The 17,847-nt window shown below is 72.7% G+C and carries 11 protein-coding genes; 3 read left to right on the top strand and 8 right to left on the bottom strand.

The annotated features are described in order from the left end of the window. Nucleotides 1-90 precede the first annotated feature (90 nt). The 3 genes from FM125_RS10095 to FM125_RS10085 all read right to left on the bottom strand — a co-directional run bounded on the left by FM125_RS10095 (nt 91) and on the right by FM125_RS10085 (nt 5,325). On the bottom strand, nt 91-1,038 hold the full coding sequence (locus FM125_RS10095) for a carbohydrate ABC transporter permease (protein ID WP_070638718.1): 948 nt from the start codon (nt 1,036-1,038) through the stop codon (nt 91-93). Further along, a complete protein-coding gene (locus FM125_RS10090) occupies nt 1,035-2,348 on the bottom strand; it encodes an extracellular solute-binding protein (RefSeq protein WP_087134517.1) in 1,314 nt (437 codons plus the stop codon). Before FM125_RS10090 ends, FM125_RS10095 begins: the two co-directional genes overlap by 4 nt. A 166-nt stretch (nt 2,349-2,514) precedes the next feature. Continuing rightward, complete coding sequence (locus FM125_RS10085; RefSeq protein WP_087134516.1) at nt 2,515-5,325, bottom strand: ATP-dependent helicase C-terminal domain-containing protein; 2,811 nt, start codon at nt 5,323-5,325, stop codon at nt 2,515-2,517. A 63-nt stretch (nt 5,326-5,388) separates the two neighbouring features. Between FM125_RS10085 and FM125_RS10080 the strand changes: the two genes are divergently transcribed. Continuing rightward, nucleotides 5,389-7,254 (top strand): glutaminase, encoded by a 1,866-nt coding sequence (locus FM125_RS10080; protein WP_087134515.1) that lies wholly within the window; start codon nt 5,389-5,391, stop codon nt 7,252-7,254. Between the two features lie 9 nt (nt 7,255-7,263). Here FM125_RS10080 and FM125_RS10075 read toward each other — a convergent pair whose 3' ends face one another. Then, nucleotides 7,264-8,880, bottom strand: coding sequence for a TIGR01777 family oxidoreductase (locus tag FM125_RS10075; RefSeq protein ID WP_087134514.1), 1,617 nt, complete (start codon nt 8,878-8,880; stop codon nt 7,264-7,266). Nucleotides 8,881-8,991: 111 nt separating this feature from the next. Between FM125_RS10075 and FM125_RS10070 the strand changes: the two genes are divergently transcribed. Then, a complete protein-coding gene (locus FM125_RS10070) occupies nt 8,992-9,597 on the top strand; it encodes a methylated-DNA--[protein]-cysteine S-methyltransferase (protein ID WP_087134513.1) in 606 nt (201 codons plus the stop codon). Nucleotides 9,598-9,884: 287 nt separating this feature from the next. Here FM125_RS10070 and FM125_RS10065 read toward each other — a convergent pair whose 3' ends face one another. The 4 genes from FM125_RS10065 to purH all read right to left on the bottom strand — a co-directional run bounded on the left by FM125_RS10065 (nt 9,885) and on the right by purH (nt 15,985). Beyond that, on the bottom strand, nt 9,885-12,107 hold the full coding sequence (locus FM125_RS10065) for an NADP-dependent isocitrate dehydrogenase (protein WP_087134512.1): 2,223 nt from the start codon (nt 12,105-12,107) through the stop codon (nt 9,885-9,887). Nucleotides 12,108-12,264: 157 nt separating this feature from the next. Continuing rightward, nucleotides 12,265-12,693 carry a hypothetical protein gene (locus FM125_RS10060; protein WP_087134511.1) on the bottom strand — a complete coding sequence of 143 codons (429 nt, stop codon included), beginning with the start codon at nt 12,691-12,693 and terminating at the stop codon, nt 12,265-12,267. 132 nt (nt 12,694-12,825) lie between these two features. Continuing rightward, nucleotides 12,826-14,286, bottom strand: a complete 1,461-nt coding sequence (gene mgtE / locus FM125_RS10055) for a magnesium transporter (protein ID WP_245829968.1) — start codon at nt 14,284-14,286, stop codon at nt 12,826-12,828. Between the two features lie 4 nt (nt 14,287-14,290). Beyond that, nucleotides 14,291-15,985, bottom strand: coding sequence for a bifunctional phosphoribosylaminoimidazolecarboxamide formyltransferase/IMP cyclohydrolase (purH, locus tag FM125_RS10050; RefSeq protein WP_087134510.1), 1,695 nt, complete (start codon nt 15,983-15,985; stop codon nt 14,291-14,293). A 340-nt stretch (nt 15,986-16,325) separates the two neighbouring features. On the opposite strand from purH, the gene FM125_RS10045 reads away from it, so the two are divergent. Then, nucleotides 16,326-17,732, top strand: a complete 1,407-nt coding sequence (locus FM125_RS10045) for an MFS transporter (protein ID WP_245829966.1) — start codon at nt 16,326-16,328, stop codon at nt 17,730-17,732. Nucleotides 17,733-17,847 lie beyond the last annotated feature (115 nt).

The following is a 17,847-nucleotide window of genomic DNA, read 5'->3' as shown; positions in this document are numbered from 1 at the left end:
CCGGAGGCGCTGCGCTGCGCCCTGCCTCCGTGCGCCCGTGCGCGGACGTGTCCGGTGCGTTGCCGGACTTGTCAGGGGTTGCCACAGTGCTCACTGGTTGCCTCCTCGGTCGGCGAGGTCCACCTTGAAGCCCTTCACCGCGATGAAGGCCATCAGCGCCACGCACAGGAACAGGATGACGGAGACCGCCGAGCCGAGGCCGATCTCCAGGCGTCCGATGGAGGTCCGGTACGCCAGCAGGGACAGTGCCTCAGTGCCGTAGGCGCCGTTGGTCATGATGAAGATGGCGTCGAAGATGCGGAAGGCGTCCATCGCGCGGAACAGGACCGCCACCATGATGGCCGCCTTCATGTTGGGCAGGATCACGCGGGTGAGGCGCTGCCAGCGGGTGGCGCCGTCCACGGCGGCCGCCTCGGTGAGGTCGCCGGGGACCTGGGCCAGGCCGGAGAGCAGCAGCAGGGAGATGAACGGGGTGGTCTTCCAGATCTCCGAGAGCATGATCACGAACAGCGCCGTGGAGCCCTGGGCGAACCAGTTGAGGTTCGCGTCCACGCCGGGCAGCCAGGACAGCCACGAGTTCATGTACCCCGAGTCGATCGAGAACATGTAGAACCACGCGAAGGCGGACACGACCGTGATGATGCCGTAGGGCACCAGGATCATGGTGCGGACCAGCCCCTTGGTGGACTTGATCGCATGGTGCATCACCAGGGCCAGGAGGAAGCCGAGCACGAGCTCGACCGCCACGGTGACCACCGTGATGAGCAGTGTGACGCCCAGGTCGGACCAGAACACGGGGTCGGTGAGGATGGTGCCGTAGTTCTTCAGGCCCACGAACTCCTTGTCCGCCGGCGCGGTCAGGCGGAAGCTGAACAGGGAGTCCCAGACGGCCTGGACGATGGGGTACAGCACCACGAACAGCATGATGAGGAACGCCGGGGCGGCCAGCATCATGCCGAGGCGGGCCTCGGACTTCGCACGGGCGGAGCGGACGCGGCGGCGCCCGGATGCGCGCTCGGGGGTGGACACGGTGCTCACAGGAGGCGCTCCCCTCGGAGGATCTGCTCGATGAAGGTGTTCGTCTCCTCCGGCGTGGTGGCGGGGTTGACGCCGGAGACCGGCGCGTAGCGCTGCTGGATGGCCGTGGAGACCTCGTTGTAGTACGGCGTCTGCGGTCGCGGCTTCGCGATGTCCAGGGAGTCGCGGATCGCGTCCGCCATGGGGTAGGCGTCCTTGATGCGCTCGTCCTCGTAGGCCTTCGGGTCTGCCGGCGGGTTGCCGTTGGTGACGAAGTAGTCCGCCTGGTGTTCGGCGGAGGTGATGCAGGAGACGGCATCCCAGGCCAGGTCCTGATGCTCGGACTTCGCGCCGACCCCCAGGTTGATGCCGCCCAGCGGCGGTGCGGCCTCGTGCCCCTCGACGGTCTGCGGGTAGGTGGTCCAGCCGATGTCCTCCGGGAGGTCCTCGGGCAGGTCTCCCGCCTCGACCGAGGCGTTGGTGGCCGCCCAGATGAACGGCCAGTTCACCATGAACGAGCCCTTGTCCCCCTGGAACTGCAGCATCGCCTCGTTCTCACGCTGGGTCGGCAGGCCGGGGCCGCCGAGGCCCTTCTTGCCGATGGTCGAGACGATCTCGGCGGCCTTCGTGCCGGCCTCACCGGCGAGGTTGGTGGTCATCTCGTCCGCCGAGGCCTCAGGGTCCACGATGATCTCGTCCCCGCCGCCGGCGACGAGCGCGTTGAGCCACACGGTCATGGACTCCGCGCGGGCCCCCTGGACGCCGAGGTACTTCTCCTCGGCCTCGGCGGCCTCGATCAGCTGGTCCCAGGTGACCGGCTTGTCCATGTCCAGTCCGGCGGCCTCGGCCACCGACTTGCGGTACCAGAGCAGCTGCGTGTTGGCCCAGAACGGGACGGTCACGAGCTCGTCCTTCCACGTCGCGCCGGCGAGCGCGCCGTCGAGGGTGTTCTCCTGCGCGGTCTTCTGCAGCTCCTGGGGCACCGGCGCCAGGAAGCCGGGCTCGGCGAGCTCGGGCACGAACGGCGGGTCCAGGGACATGATGTCCATGGACGAGTCGCCGGCGGCGAGGCGACGGGTGAGCTGCTCCCGCTGCGCGGAGGCCTCGGTGGGGAGCATGGAGGTCTCGATGCGGTACCTCCCGTCGGATGCCTCGGTGCACTGCTCGGCGATGGTGGCCTGGCCGCCGTCGTCCGGATTCGTGTACCAGGTCAGCACCGGAGTGCCACCGCCGTCGTCGGCGGCGCATCCGCTCAAGACCAGGGCGGCGGCGGCCAGGCCGGTCGCCGCGAGCATCCGGCCCCGGCCGCACCGGGTGGGGGGAGTCGTCATGGCGGGGATTCCTTGTCGTCCGTCTTCCGGGTGATCTGCGCTACACCCTAGACCCTTCGCCGTCCGTCAGCACGCACCGTGCCCCTACGGAGCCCTGTTTCACGACGACGGCACCCCGACTTCCTGCCCGGCCGCACCGTCCGCGGACGGACCGCCGGGGCCCGGCTCACCGACGCCGGGTCCGTCCCGTGGCCTCGGCCGTCGTGGGGTCCTCGGGCCAGGGGTGCTTCGGATACCTGCCGCGCATGTCGGCACGGACCTGGGCGTAGGCGCCGGCCCAGAAGGAGGGCAGGTCCGCCGTCACGGCCAGCGGGCGTCCGGCGGGCGAGAGCAGGTGCAGCAGCACCGGCTGGCGTCCGTCCGCGACCGTCGGCGTGCCGGAGGCCCCGAAGAACTCCTGGAGCTTGGCGGCGAGCACGGGCTGGCCGTCGTCGCCGACCTCCGGGTACTCCACGGCGGCGGTGCGCCCGGAGGGGATGGGCAGCCGTGCGGGGACGAGCGTGTCCAGCTCGGAGGCGGCTGGCCAGGGCAGCAGGCCCTGCAGCAGTCCGGCGAGGTCGACCCGGGGCCGCGGGGTGCCGGCCACCACCTGCGCGGCGACGGCCGCGACGAGGTCCTCGTCCTGGGCGAGGGCGGCGGCAGACATGTCCGGCCAGGGGTCCTTCAGGACGCGGTGGAGCAGGTGGACGCGGCGGCGCAGCGTGTCCGCGGTCTCGCCGCCCCAGCCCTTCAGACCCTCCTCGGCCCACGCGGCGCGGACGGCGTCCGCGGCGGCCTCGACGGTGGGGGCCTCGCTGTGGGAGGCCAGCTCGATGCCGCCGAGGAGGCGACGGCGGCTGCCCCTGAGCCGTCCGCCAGACCAGACGGCGGCGTACTCCTGGCGGAGCAGTCCGGCTCCCGCGGCGACCGCGGCCTCCTCCCCCAGCGGGGCAGCGGCGCGGACCACGGCGCCGGTGCCCTCGGCGTCGGAGCCGGTGCGCTGGACCTCGGCGACGGCCAGCCAGCGGCTGCCTCGCAGCGGCGAGTCCGCAGGCAGGGAAGCACGGGTGCCGGAGGCGAGCAGGTAGGCGTCGGACTCCCCCACCCGACGGGCGATGCGGTCCGGAGCCGCGAGTGCCACCACATAGCCGACCTCCTCGTCCCGGCCGAGACGACGGGGGCCTGCGGAGGAACCGGCGGATCCGCGCGCGGCGGTCGCCGCGGAGGCGCCGGGCGAGGCGGAGGTGCCGGCGCCGTCGTCGGGAAGAGAAGGAGCGAGAGCACCGCGACGCAGCAGGCGCTCGAGGCGGTCGGCTTCACGGCGCCACATCCGGGACTCGGGTCCGCCCCGGCGGACCTGGGCGAGGGCGGCGGTGAGGTCGGCTCCGGGGGCGCGCAGGTCGGCCGCGAGCAGGGCGACGACGTCCGCGGCCGTCTGCTCCCCCACGGCCTGCGCGCCGTACCCGAGGGCGTGCCCGAGGTGCGGCGGGACCGGGAGCGTGGACAGGGCGGTGCCGTGGGCGGTGATGCGGCCGTCCGCGTCCACGGCGCCGAGGGACTGCAGACGGGCCTCGGCCTCGGCGAGCGCACCGGCCGGCGGCTCCTGGGGCAACACCAGCCCCTCGCCGCGCGGGGCGCCCCAGGCGGCCAGGGCGAGGGCGAGCGGGGCGAGGTCGACCACGTCGAGCGCGGGCGTCGGCGCGGCGGGAGCGGTGCCGAGCGCGGAGCGGCTGCAGCAGCGGACCACGGTGCCCGGGCCGAGGCGGGCGGCACGACCGGCCCGCTGCCCGGCGGCGGCCCGGGAGACCTGCACGGTGACCAGACCGGTCATGGCGCGGCCGGCGTCTCTGCGCGGCTCGCGGGCCAGGGCGGAGTCGACCACCAGACGCACCCCGGGCACGGTGAGCGAGGACTCGGCGACATTCGTGGCGACCACGATGCGCGGGGCGCCGCCGGGTGCGCGGCCGGCGACGGCGGCGTCCTGCTCGGCCGGCTCCTGGCGGCCGTGGAGGGTGAGCACGTCGTGGGCCGGGACGCGGGCGCGCAGACGCTCGGCCACCGCCTCCACCTCCGCCACGCCGGGAAGGAACACCAGGGCGTCGATGCCCGGGTCCTCGGCGAGGGCCGCGGCGTGCGCGGCCACGGTCTGCTCGGCCACGTGGTCCAGGAAGCCGCGCTCGCAGCCGCCGCGCGCGGTCAGGCGGGAGGAGCCGTAGGGCGCCCACCGCTCAGTCAACGGGTGGAGGACGTCCTCGGTGCGGACCACCGGAACGGCGTCCTGGCCCATACCTTCGGCCCATCGGGCCGCGAGGGCCTCGGCGTCCAGGGTGGCGGACATCGCGACGACCTGCAGGTCCTCGCGCAGCTGCCGCAGGTCCGCCAGCAGTGCGAAGAGCAGGTCCGTGTCCAGGTCACGTTCGTGGACCTCGTCCAGCAGGACCGCCCCGACGCCGGCCAGCTCCGGGTCGTTCAGCAGGCGCCGGACCAGCACGCCCGGGGTGAGGAACTCGACCTGGCTGCGGCCGCGGCCCACGGCGTCGCCGCGGACCGTGTAGCCGACCGCGGCGTCGGCGGCCTGCCGCGCCGCGGGCTCGGCGGCGCCGGCGGCCCGATACGCAGCCTCGACCGCGGCATGGAGGCGGCGCCAGGCTGCGCGCACCGCCACGCGGCGGGGCTGGGTGACCAGAACACGGGGTGCGGCCGCAGCGGCGGTGTCGGCGGCGACGTCGGGGGACGAGCCGGCCGACGCGGCAGGCGCAGCGGCAGACGAGGGCCAGGGGCCCTCGTCGGCACGCCCGGCCACACCCGAGGCGTCGGCGAGCGTCAGGGCGACGTGCGGGGGCACCGCGGTGGTCTTGCCGGTGCCCGGCGGGGCGTGGAGCACGGCCGCTCCGTGGGCCGCCAGGGCGTCGGTGAGCTCCGGCAGCACCTGCGCCACCGTGAGGCCGGAGACGAAGGAGTCCAGGTCCAGCGGGGAGAGCGGAGAAGCGGAGGTCATCACCGTCCATTGTGGCCCAGGACCGGGTGTCGCAGGCCTCGGTCTGTGGATAGGCTGGGCCGCATGATGACGCCCGTGCACTACCACCTCGACCTGCTCGCCGCCTCCTACGCGAAGCCGGCCCAGGCCGAGACAGGCGAGGACACGCCGGGCGGTCTGGGCATCGCCATGACCCTCGTGGACGGCTACGGCTACGAGGCCGGCACGGGGCAGACCGTGACCCTCGGGGCGCTCGCCGCACCACTGATCTACGCGATGGCGGTGGAGGACCACGGCATCGACGCCGTGCTCGAGCACATCGGCACCGAGCCCGCCGGCGACCCCCTGCACCGCATCGAGGTCGAGCCGGAGACCCACCGCGCCTACAACGGGCTCACGGACACCGGAGTGGTGGCCGCGGCGACCCTCGTGAAGGGCCGCGGCGGACGAGACCGCACCGCCCGCTTCATGCAGCTGGCCTCCACCCTGCTCGAGCGCGAGGTCTCCGTGACGGACACCGCCGCCCGCGCAGAGGACAAGGCCAACCGCCGCACCCGCGCCGCAGCCTGGTTCATGAAGTCCATCGAGGCGATCGACGCGGACCCCACCGTCATCCTCACAGACATCTCCCGCCTGCGCGCCGTGACCGTGGACGTGCGCGAGCTGTCCGTGATCGCCTCCGTCTTCGCCCACGGCGGCGTCCACCCGCACACCGGCGACCGCGTCTTCTCCGCCGAGACCGTGCAGGCCGTGCTCTCCCTGATGTCCTCCTGCGGCCTCGTCACCCGGGACCCGCTGTGGTCCCTCACCGTGGGCCAGCCCGGCTGGGCCTCCCGCCGCGGCGGCACGATCATGGTGGTCGTCCCCGGCCACCTCGGTCTCGCACTCCAGTCCCACGGTCTGGACGAGAACGGCATCTCCGCGCACGGCCTGCAGGCGCTGCGCTCGCTCGTGGAGGCCTTCGAGATGCATCCGTCCCTGGTGGCCGGTTCCCCGCGCTCCGCCCTGCGCACCCATTACCGGGTGGACCAGGCCCCCTCCGGCACCTCCCGCACCGCCGAGGTCATGCAGGCCTTCGAACGCCATGCGGACACCGTCCACCTCATGGAGCTCGGCGGCCACATCGGCTTCAGCCAGGTGGAGGCGCTCGTGCACGTGGTCGGCAGCATGCCGGACGACCTGCAGACCCTCGCCATGGACGTACGCTCCGTGTCCTCCATCTCCGGGCCGGCCCGCCGCCTGATCGCCCAGTGGATCGCGCACGCGCTCCGTGACGGCCTGGACATCGTGGTCACGGACCGCGACGAGTCCCTGCTGGAGCAGGTCCGCGCCGCCGGTGCGTCCGAGGGAGTCGAGGTGCGCGAGCCCCTGCGCGAGTCCGAGGCGTTCCTGCCGGACGTGCCGTTGGACTCCACCCAGTTCGTGTTCTTCACCTCCCGCTCGCAGGCCATGCAGTGGTGCGAGCAGCGCCTGCTGGCCCGCCACGAACCGCACCTGCTGCCCAAGACCGAGGAGGAGGCCGCCTTCTCCCCGCTGCTGCAGCACCTCTCCGAGGACGACGCCCGCCTCGTCGAGTCCATGATGGACACCCGCCGGTACGAGGACGGCCAGATCATCCGCCGCGCAGGCCAGCCCTTCGGCGGCATCTACGTGATCACCTCCGGCCAGGTGGAGCTCACCGGCCAGGCCACCGGCGGCCGCCGCATGCGCCGCATGCTCCTCACCCCCGGCATGATCTTCGGCGAGATGGCCCTCGGCCAGCCCGGCCGCCAGCCCGGCACCGTCCGCGCCCGCGGCCCCGTGACCACCCGCGTGCTGACCGCTCAGGTCATGTACGCCCTCGAGGAGGCCACCCCGCAGCTGGCCATGAAGCTCTGGGAGGCCCTCGCGCGGGATGCCTTCACCGCCCTCGCCCAGCTCATCCGGGAGACCGGCGCGCTGCAGGACTGACGCCGGAGGTCAGCGGCCGAGGACGCTGCGCAGGGCCTGATCGAGCGTGCGGTGGCGAAAGCGGTGGCCTGCGGCCTCCGCCGCGGCCGACGACGCCTTCTGGTCCGCGTCCACGATCAGCTCCGCCCCCTCACGGCCCAGCAGCAGACGCGGTCCGACGCCGGGCACCGGCACCGCGGACGGGCGGTGCAGCACCGAGCCCAGCGTGGCCGCGAACTCCTTCGCCGTGACCGGATCCGGCGCGGCGGCATTCAGCGCCCCGGAGACGGAGTCCTCGAGGGCCGCGTGCGCGAACAGGGCCGCAGCGTCATCGGCGGAGATCCAGCTCATCCACGGGGTGCCGTCCGGGCCGGAGCCCTTCGTGGACAGCGAGCCGCCGAGGCCGGCCAGGAAGATCGGCAGGATCTGCCGCAGCATGCCGCCGGCCGGGCTGAGCGCGATGCCCGTCCGGACCCGGACGCAGCGGATGCCCGCCTCCTCTACGGCGCGGGCCTCGGCCTCCCAGTCCCGGCAGACCTCCGCCAAGAAGTCCTCCCCGCAGGGGAGGTCCTCGGTGAGGCCCCCGGGAAGGCCCCCGTCCCCGGCGTCGGCGCCATACCAGCCCACCGCGGAGCCGTTGACGAGAGCGGGAGCCCGGCGGCCGTCGTCGTTGGTCCGGCCGGCCGCAGAGGAGGCGAGACCGACGAGGGCCTCGGCCAGCGTGCGGGTCCCGGACACACGCGAGTGGTGGACGGCCTCCTTGTGGGCGTCGGTCATGCGGCCGGCGATGGTGGCACCGGCGAGGTTGACCACCGCGTCCGCGGAGGCGAGGACGGCGCGGTCCACCTCTCCCCGCAGCGGGTCCCAGAAGGAGGCGTCCTCGGCGGAGGCCTGGGCGGCGTCGCGGACGAGGCGGATCACGGTGTGCCCGCCGGAGGTCAGCAGCGCGCAGAGCCGGGCGCCGATGAGGCCGCTGGCACCGGTGACCACGATCGTCTTGGCGGGGGCGCCGTGGAGCGGACCGGGGTGGGCGGCGTAGAAGTCCAGGTCCTCGGCCATGGTCGCGGCGCGGGAGTGGAACTGGGCGGTCAGGATGCGTTCGAAGGCCTGACGGGCGGCACGGCCGGTGCGGTCGCCGATGCCGGGGATGCGGGAGAGCGCGTCGCCGGCAGGGAGGGCGTACGCGATGCTGTCGTGGACCACGGTGCCGGGGCTGCCGTCGGCCGTGTCCGCCTCGCCGGGTGCGGCGTCCGCGAGGGTATGGGTGTGGACCCAGGAGCGCAGCGGGCCGGAGACCATCTCGTCGCGGAACATGGTGCCGGGGTCGAGGGCGGTGTGGCGGGCCCGCCAGGTGACCTGCGGGGCGGGGATCCTGCCGGGGAGGACGGAGGAGAGCGCCTGGGAGACCGTGCCGTGCGCCGCGCCGGCGAACAGGCCGAGGCCGCCGGGTGCGGAGAGGGCGAGGACGGCCTCGGAGCCGACGGGCAGGCCGGCCGCCGGCTCCTGCAGGACTGTGCCGGCGTAGTCCGGGGTCAGGCGGGTCAGGGCGCCGGGGTGGGTGAGCCAGCGCCAGACGACGTCGCGCGGGTGACGCAGAAGCGTGCGGTGCTCGAAGACGTGGGCGGTGGGGGCGTCCGTGGAGGTCATGTGGCCAGCGTTCCATGCGGGTGGGACACTGTCAGGAGGCCGTCGGCTCCGGGAATCCTGTGATCCCTGGGCGGTGGCCGTTCCCCACACCCGAAGCCACCGGAAGGCCCCGTGACCGCGTTCGACGACGTCCTGCCCGAGCTGCGCTGGACCGCGGCCGCCCTGCCCGGCACCGAGCTGAACCTGGTGGCCGTGTTCTCCCCCGAAGACCAGACCGTGCGGGCCTCCGGCGTGGCCGTGCCCGCCGGCGACGAGCCGCAGGCGGCCGCCATCGGTCGGCTGCTGCTGGAGCTGATGGACCGGCTCGAGGAGGTCGCCCCGGCGACGGCCGCGCGGGAGATGAACCCGATGCCCGTGGAGCCCCACCCGAGGCTGGAGCAGCCCGTGGCGGACGCGCTGGCGGCGTATGCGGGAGGCGATGTGGGGGCACTGGACGGGCTGGCCGTGGAGCAGCCGGGGACCGACTTCCGCCAGGCGGCGTGGAAGGGGCTGCGAAGGATCCCGGCCGGGGCGCCGCTGAGCTACGGCCGGTTCGCCGAGGAGATCGGGAAGCCGACCGCCGTGCGGGCCGCCGGGACGGCCTGCGCGAAGAACCTCGTGGCCGTGGTGGTGCCCTGCCACCGCGTAGTCAGGGCCGATGGGTCCGTGGGGTCGTATCTCTACGGTGCCGAGGCGAAGCGGGCGCTGCTGGAGCACGAGGCGAAGCACGCCAGGTGAGGCGTCAGGCCGGGCGCGGTAGGCCGGCTGACACGGTCCGCCGAGCCAGAAGAACCGGCCCCTTGACCCCACCGTGAAGAGGCCGATTGTTCTGGTTCGGCGCCACGGGGACGTCCGCTATCACCGACGACGCCCGGCACGCCGGCAGAGGCGCAGGCATGGCGGAGGGCCCCGTCCGACCGGATCACTCCGGTGGGACGGGGCCCTCGTCGTACGGGCGCTTTCGCCCGAGAACCCGACGCTTTCCCGAACGAAAGCGCCCGGGGCGGGGGTGCGCCGTCAGCGGGTCACTTGGCCAGCTTGGCCATGATGTCGTTGAGGGTCTGCGACGGGCGCATCACCTCGGCGACCTTCTCCACGGACGGGTAGTAGTAGCCGGCGATGTCCACGGGCTTGCCCTGGACGCCGTTCAGCTCGCCGACGATCTTCTCCTCGTTGGCGGCCAGCTCCTCGGCGATCGGGGCGATCGCCTCGGCCAGCTCCTTGTCCTCGGTCTGCTTGGCCAGCTCCTGGGCCCAGTAGAGGCCGAGGTAGAAGTGCGAACCGCGGTTGTCCAGCTCGCCGGCCTTGCGGGACGGGGACTTGCCCTCGGTCAGCAGGGTGCCGGTGGCGGCGTCCAGGGTGTCCGCGAGGACCTGGGCGCGCTTGTTGTCGTTCGTCTTGGCCTCATGCTCGAAGGACACGGCCAGGGCGAGGAACTCGCCGAGGGAGTCCCACCGCAGGTGGTTCTCCTCCAGCAGCTGCTGGACGTGCTTCGGGGCGGAGCCGCCGGCGCCGGTCTCGAACAGGCCGCCGCCGTTGATCAGCGGGACGATCGAGAGCATCTTCGCGGAGGTGCCCAGCTCGAGGATCGGGAACAGGTCCGTGTTGTAGTCACGCAGCACGTTGCCGGTCACGGAGATGGTGTCCTCACCGCGGCGGATGCGCTCCACGGACAGCTTGGTGGCCTCGACCGGGGACAGGATCTTGATGTCCAGGCCCTCGGTGTCGTGGTCGCCCAGGTACGTCTCGACCTTCTTGATCAGCTCAGCGTCGTGGCCGCGCTCGGCGTCCAGCCAGAACACGGCCGGGGTCTGGGAGTCGCGCGAGCGGGTGACCGCCAGCTTGACCCAGTCCTGCACCGGGATGTCCTTGGTCTGGCAGGCGCGCCAGATGTCGTTCTCCTCGACCTCGTGGGAGATCAGCACCTCGCCGGCCGAGTTCTTGACCTCGACCGTGCCGGCGCCGGTCATCACGAAGGTCTTGTCGTGGGAGCCGTACTCCTCGGCCTTCTGGGCCATGAGGCCGACGTTCGGGACGGTGCCCATGGTGGTCGGGTCGTAGGCGCCGTTGGCCTTGCAGTCCTCGATCACGGCCTGGTACACGCCGGCGTAGGAGGAGTCCGGGATGACGGCCAGGGTGTCCTGGGTCTTGTCGTCCTTGTTCCACATCTGGCCGGAGGTGCGGATCATGGCCGGCATGGAGGCGTCCACGATCACGTCGGAGGGCACATGCAGGTTGGTGATGCCCTTGGCGGAGTTCACCATGGCCAGGTCCGGGCCGTTCTCGTAGGCGTCGGCGATGGCCTTCTTCACGCCCTCGGCGGTCTCGGCGTCCAGCTTGTCCAGGCCGGCCTCGATGGCCGCGAGGCCGTCGTTGGCGGACAGGCCGGCCTCGGCCAGCTTGTCACCGTACTGGGCGAAGAGGTCGGCGAAGTAGGCCTTCACGACGTGGCCGAAGATCACCGGGTCGGAGACCTTCATCATGGTGGCCTTCAGGTGGGCGGAGAAGAGGATGCCCTCGTCCTTGGCGCGCTGGACCTGCTCGGCCAGGAAGGCGTCCAGGGCCTTGGCGGACATGAAGGTGCCGTCCACGATCTCGCCCTCGAGGACCTTCAGGCCCTCCTTGAGCACGGTGGTCTCGCCCTCGGCGGAGGTGAACTCGATGGTCAGGACGTCGTCCTTGTCCAGGGTCACGGACTTCTCGTTGGAGCGGAAGTCGTTCGCACCCATGGTGGCGACGGCGGACTTGGAGTCGGCGGTCCACTCGCCCATGGAGTGCGGGAACTGCTTGGCGTAGTTCTTCACGGCCTTCGGGGCGCGGCGGTCCGAGTTGCCCTCCCGCAGGACCGGGTTCACGGCGGAGCCCTTGACGGAGTCGTAGCGCGCCTTGGCGTCCTTCTCCGCGTCGGTCTTCGGCTCGTCCACGTACTCGGGCAGGTCGTAGCCGGCGGCCTGCAGCTCCTTGATCGCGGCGCGCAGCTGCGGCACGGAGGCGGAGATGTTCGGCAGCTTGATGACGTTGGCCTCGGGGGTCTTCACCATCTCGCCCAGCTCGGCGAGGGCGTCGGCAGTGCGCTGGTCCTCCGGCAGGACGTCGTTGAAGGCGGCCAGGATGCGGCCGGCCAGGGAGATGTCCTTGGTCTCGAACTCCACACCGGCGGTGCCGGCGTAGGCCTCGATGATCGGCAGCAGCGATCCGGTGGCCAGCATGGGAGCCTCGTCGGTGAACGTGTAGGTGATCTTGGACATGCGGGACGTCTCTCCTTCTGGGGCACACCTCGGCGCCCCGGGTCTTCGTCAGGGGAAAGGGCTTCCTCTCCCCCAAATCTACCGGAGGAGGCCCGACGACGGCCCGTCCGGGCCGCCTGTGACCTCGCCTCGGTCCGTGGCCGGGTCCGGTGCGGTGTCAGGACCGCGTGCTGAAGTCGGTCTGGACGTCTTCGCCGAACTCGGTGGACATGTACTCGACCATGCTGAAGAGGAACACGCCGTAGGCGACGAAGAGCACCACGAACGCGATCGCGATCCCGATCGCCACCCAGCCGAGCACGCGCCCGCCGATGCCGACGCCGCCGGCACGGTCCGCCCTGTTCGCCTGCCAGATCGCGAGCGGGCCGAAGATCACGCCCAGGCCGGACAGCAGGCCGATCACGCCGAAGGCGATCGCCAGCTGCCCCGCCCGCTGGCCCTCCTGCGCGGCGGCCATGCCGTAGGACTGCTGGTACGGGGCCGGCCCGTAGTCCCCGTAGCCGCCGTAGCCCGGCCGGTCCCAGCCGTGGCGGGCCTGATCCTCGATGCGGTCGTCGTTCTCGTGCGGCTGGTACGGGGTGCTCATCGTCGGTCCTTCCACAGTGGCGATGCAGGCGGTGACGTGCCCGGACAGGCGAGGGGCCGTCGTCGTCTCTCACGGTAGCCCGACGACCGGCCGCACGGGACCCAGCCGCTGTCTGCGGCCCGGCGTCGCTGATCAGAGGCCGAGCAGCGCCCGGGCGATCAGGAAGTACAGGACCAGGCCCAGGGCATCCACCAGTGTGGAGATGAACGGGTTGGAGAACACCGCCGGGTCCACGCCGACCTTCTTGCCGGCCAGGGGCATGAGTCCGCCGACGGTCGCCGCCAGGGTGCACACGGACAGCAGCGTCAGACCGATCACCGCGCCGATGTCCCACCCGTAGAACAGGCCCGCCACGAGTGTCCCGAGTCCGCCCAGACAGGCCCCCAGGGTGAAGCCCACGCGGAGTTCGCGGAGCATCACGCGGAGGGCGTCGCGGGGACGGACGTCGTCCAGGGCGAGCGCCCGGGTGACCGTGGTGGCCGCCTGGTTGCCGGTGTTGCCGCCCGTGCCGATCACCAGCGGGACGAACAGGGAGAGCACCACCAGCTGCTCGAGGGTCTCCTCGAAGACCTCCAGGACCTGCACCGTGAGCGTCGCGCCCACGGCGAGCACGAGCAGCCACACGATACGGGCCCGCATCAGAGTCATCACGGGGGTGGACAGGTAGGGGCGGCCGAGAGGCTCTGCGCCGCCGGAGCGGGCAGCGTCCTCGGTGGACTCCTCGTCCAGGACCTGGAGGGCGTCGGCCACGGTGAACATGCCGATGAGGCGGCCGTCGTCGTCCGTGACGGGGAGGAACCACAGGCGGCGGTCCGCGCAGAGTCTGGCGGCTTCCTCCGCCTCCGTGCCTGCGGGGACCGCCACCGCATCGTCCATGAGGGCCTCGACCGTGCCGCCCGGGTCTGCGGTGGTGAGCTCTCCGAGCTCCACGATCCCCACGACCCGATGCAGGTCCCCCACCACCGGCAGGGCGGCCAGCGCGCGCCGGTCCCCCTCGCCGTGGACGCGGACCTGCTCGAGCGCATGGGCCACGCTCCAGTCCCGGCGCAGGCGCACCGGGGCCGTGCGGACACGGCGGCCCACCGAGTGGGCCGGGTAGCCGAGCAGCTCGCCGGCACGGTCCCGGGCCTCCGGGCCCAGGCCGTCCAGCAGGCGCCGGGCGACCTTCGCCGGCATCTCGTCGACCAGGCGGGCCTGGGAGGAGGTGTGCAGGCGGCCGAAGAGGTCCTGGACCTGCCCGTCCTGGAGCTGGGCGATCAGGTCCGACTGCTGCCGAGGCTCCATGTCCGTGAACACGCGGACTGCCGTGTCCTTCTCCAGCAGGCGGAACAGGATGGGGACCTCGTCCGGGTCGCAGCGGTCCAGGAACTCGAGGACGTCGCCCGCCGGGAGCAGGCGCAGCTGCGCGACGGCCGCGTCGAACCGGTCCCTCCGGAGCAGCTCGCGGATCCCGTCCTCCGTGAGCTCGGGCAGCCCGGAGGTGGCGGGATGACGGTCGTGGGCTGCATGGCGATCGGTCTCGGACGCGGGGACGCCGCCCTCATCCTCAGGGGACAGGGCGGCGCCGTGGCGGCTGCGGTGCGGGTCGGACACAGGCTCAGCCGTGGAAGAAGTGGCGTGCCCCGGTGAGGTACATGGTGATGCCGGCGGCGTTCGCGGCCTCGACCACCTCGGCGTCACGCACGGAGCCGCCCGGCTGCACGACGGCCTTCACACCGGCGTCGATGAGGATCTGCAGGCCGTCGGCGAACGGGAAGAACGCGTCCGAGGCGGCCACGGCGCCGCGGGCGCGCTCCGGGGCGCCGGCGCCGGTGACGTTCTCGGCGCCGCCGGCGGAGTTCACGTCCTGGCCGCCAGTGACGGCGGAGCCCAGGGTGTTGGCGCGCTCCACGGCCAGGCGGCAGGAGTCCAGGCGGTTGACCTGGCCCATGCCGACGCCCACGGTGGCACCGCCGGAGGCCAGCAGCACCGCATTGGACTTGGCGGCGCGGACAGCGCGCCAGGCGAAGGCGAGATCGGCGAGGGTGGCCTCGTCCGCGGCCTCGCCGGCGGCCAGGGTCCAGTTCGCCGGGTCGTCGCCGTCGGCGTCCACCGCGTCCGTGATCTGCATGAGCATGCCGCCGGAGACCTGCTTGGCCTCCACGGCGTCACGCTCGAAGCCCTCGGGCAGGGCCAGCAGGCGCAGGTTCTTCTTGGCGGTGAGGATCTCGACGGCCTCGGGGTCGAAGGCCGGGGCGGCCACCACCTCGGTGAAGATGTCCTTCACCTGCGCGGCCATCGCCGCGGTCACCGGGCGGTTCGCGGCGATCACGCCGCCGAAGGCGGAGACCGGATCGCAGGCGTGGGCCTTGGCGTGGGCGACGGCGATGTCCTCGCCCTGGTCGGCCACGGCCACGCCGCACGGGTTGGCGTGCTTGACGATCGCGACGGCCGGGCCGGCGTGGTCGTAGGCGGCACGCACGGCGGCGTCCGCGTCCACGTAGTTGTTGTAGGACATGGCCTTGCCGTGCAGCAGCTCGGACTGGGCGATGCCCGGGGCCGCCGAGGAGTCCGCGTACAGGGCGGCCGGCTGGTGCGGGTTCTCCCCGTAGCGGAGGATGTCCGCGCGCTCGAGGGAGAAGCCGGCGTACGGCGGGAAGACCGGGACGTCCTCGTCCTCGGTGTCCGCGCCGTAGTGGGCGGCGGTCCAGGCGGCCACCGCGTTGTCATAGGCCGCGGTGTGCGCGAACGCCAGGGATGCCAGGCGGCGGCGGGCCTTCAGGTCGAACCCGCCGGACTTCGCGGCCTGAACGACCTCCCCGTACGCGGCCGGGTCCACCACGATCGACACGGACGCGTGGTTCTTCGCGGCCGCGCGGACCATGGACGGTCCGCCGATGTCGATCTGCTCCACCACCTCGTCCTCGGCGGCGCCGGAGCGCACGGTGTCCACGAACGGGTAGAGGTTCACCACCACCAGGTCGAACGGCTCGATCTGCATGTCCGTCAGCTGGGCGCGGTGGTCCTCGCGGCGGCGGTCGGCGAGGATGCCGGCGTGCACGCGCGGGTGCAGGGTCTTCACGCGGCCGTCCAGGCACTCCTGGAAGCCGGTGACCTCGGAGACCTCGGTGACCGGGACGCCGGCGTCCGCGATGCGCTTCGCGGTGGAGCCGGTGGAGACGATCGCGACGCCCGCCGCGTGCAGCCCGGTCGCGAGCTCCTCGAGGCCGGTCTTGTCATACACGGAGATCAGGGCCCGCTTCAGCGGGACGGTGTCCAGGGCGTCGATCGCGGTCGGCTGCGCGGTGCTCACGGCAGAGGTCTCCTCAGCGTCAGGGAAAAGTCGAAGGTGAAGTAACGAAGCCAGTCTAGAGGTGGCACGCCACGTCGGTCCTGCGCATACTCTCCCCTGACCCACGACGACGGCACTCGCCGCCGGTGGGCGCCTCGCCCCGCGGACGGGGCCGGGTCCCCGCGGTCATCGAGTCCCTGCGGCACGAGGCGCCTCGCCCCGCGCGGAGCCTGGCCCTCGCTTCGACCACCGAGACGACGACCCCACACGGGCCTCGCCCCGCGGACGGGGCCGGGCCCGGACGGACCCCGCCCGTGGCCTGAGACCACACCGCACACCAGAGCACAGGAGACCGACGCCGATGTCCTCCTCCCCCGCCACCACCGCCGCCGCCCCTGCCGGCGGCCGCCTCCCCACCGGAGAGGAGGTCGTGCAGGAGCTGCCGTGGCGCTGGTCCGTGCAGGGCCGGATCTTCCTCATCGGCGGGCTCGGCTTCATGTTCGACGCCTGGGACGTCGCACTGAACGGCGTGATGATCCCGCTGCTGACCGCCGAATGGGGGCTGGAGAGGTCCGAGGCCGCCTGGATCGGCACCGCGAACCTCATCGGCATGGGCGTGGGCGCCTTCCTCTGGGGCACGATCGCGGACCGGCTGGGCCGCAAGAAGGCGTTCGCCCTGACGCTGCTGGTGTTCTCGATCTTCACCCTGGCCGGCGCGCTCGCCCCGTCCATCGGCTGGTTCGCGTTCTTCCGCTTCCTCGCCGGCATCGGCCTGGGCGGCACCATCCCCGTGGACTACGCCCTGGTCTCCGAGTTCACGCCCCGGCACCTGCGCGGCAGGGTGCTCACCGCCATGGACGGCTGGTGGCCGGTCGGCGCAGCCCTCTGCGGCCTGGTGTCCGCCTGGCTCGTGGCCACCTGGGGCGACTGGCGGCTGCCGCTGCTCGCCATGGTCCTGCCCGCGCTGCTGGTGTTCCTTGTGCGCCGCGGCGTCCCCGAGTCCCCCTTCTATCTGATGAGCCGAGGCCGCGAGGCGGAGGCGCGTGCCGTCGTCGACACGCTGGTGGAGGACACCGGCGCCGAGCGCCGCGAATACACCATGCCCGAGCCCTCCGGCAGCGGACTGGGCGGCGGGCTGCAGGCCGTGGGCGAGCAGCTCGTGGAGGTCTGGCGGCACTCGCCGAAGGTGACCGCCGTGGCCTGGGCGCTGTTCTGCTCGATCATGCTCACCTACTACCTGGCCCTGCAGTGGCTGCCGACCTTCCTCGTGGAGGCCGGCCACGAGCAGTCGCGGGCGTTCGTGATGACCTCCGGCATGGCGGCCGTCGGCCTGCTGGGCGTGGTGGCCTCCGCCGTCCTGGTGGAGCGCACCGGGCGCCGCCGGCTGCTGGCCGTCAGCTCCCTGGCGTCCTGCGCGGTGCTCGTGTGGCTCAGCTCCGTGCTGGGCGTGCCCGCGGCGGCGCTGCCGCTGGTGCTGCTGTTCGGCTTCCTCGTGCAGGTGGCCGTGCCAGTGCTCTACACGTATGTCACCGAGCTGTACCCGACCACCCTGCGCGCCTCCGGCTTCGGCTGGGCCTCCGCGGCCTCCCGCGTGGCCGCCGGCGTGGGCCCGCTGCTGTTCGTGGGCTGGCTGGTGCCGATGCTCGGCCTGACCGGGGCGTTCGTGCTCACCGGCCTGCTCGTGGCGCTGTCCCTGGCCGCGATGGCGGTGGCTGCGCCCGAGACCGCCGGCGAGCACCTGGCCGGCGCCGAGAACGAGGCAGCCTGAGACTCCCCTGGGCCTGCTGGGAGGAGATGAGGGAGGCGTTCTCCCAGGCCGAGGCCTAGATGTACTCGGCCATGACGTTGGTGACAGATAGACGTTGACGATGAAAAGAACCTCC

The sequence above is a fragment of the Micrococcus lylae genome, assembly GCF_900163825.1.
GTDB classification, from domain to species: domain Bacteria; phylum Actinomycetota; class Actinomycetes; order Actinomycetales; family Micrococcaceae; genus Micrococcus; species Micrococcus lylae.
The sequence above is the reverse complement of the archived record's forward strand: the minus strand, read 5'-3'. Positions and strand labels throughout refer to the sequence as shown.

Bases quoted from the DNA above. Each gene is read 5' to 3' on its own strand.
- FM125_RS10090 (WP_087134517.1), bottom strand. From the start codon at position 2,348: ATGACGACTCCCCCCACCCGGTGCGGCCGGGGCCGGATGCTCGCGGCG.
- FM125_RS10085 (WP_087134516.1), bottom strand. From the start codon at position 5,325: ATGACCTCCGCTTCTCCGCTCTCCCCGCTGGACCTGGACTCCTTCGTC.
- FM125_RS10080 (WP_087134515.1), top strand. From the start codon at position 5,389: ATGATGACGCCCGTGCACTACCACCTCGACCTGCTCGCCGCCTCCTAC.
- FM125_RS10075 (WP_087134514.1), bottom strand. From the start codon at position 8,880: ATGACCTCCACGGACGCCCCCACCGCCCACGTCTTCGAGCACCGCACG.
- FM125_RS10065 (WP_087134512.1), bottom strand. From the start codon at position 12,107: ATGTCCAAGATCACCTACACGTTCACCGACGAGGCTCCCATGCTGGCC.
- FM125_RS10060 (WP_087134511.1), bottom strand. From the start codon at position 12,693: ATGAGCACCCCGTACCAGCCGCACGAGAACGACGACCGCATCGAGGAT.
- FM125_RS10045 (WP_245829966.1), top strand. From the start codon at position 16,326: ATGTCCTCCTCCCCCGCCACCACCGCCGCCGCCCCTGCCGGCGGCCGC.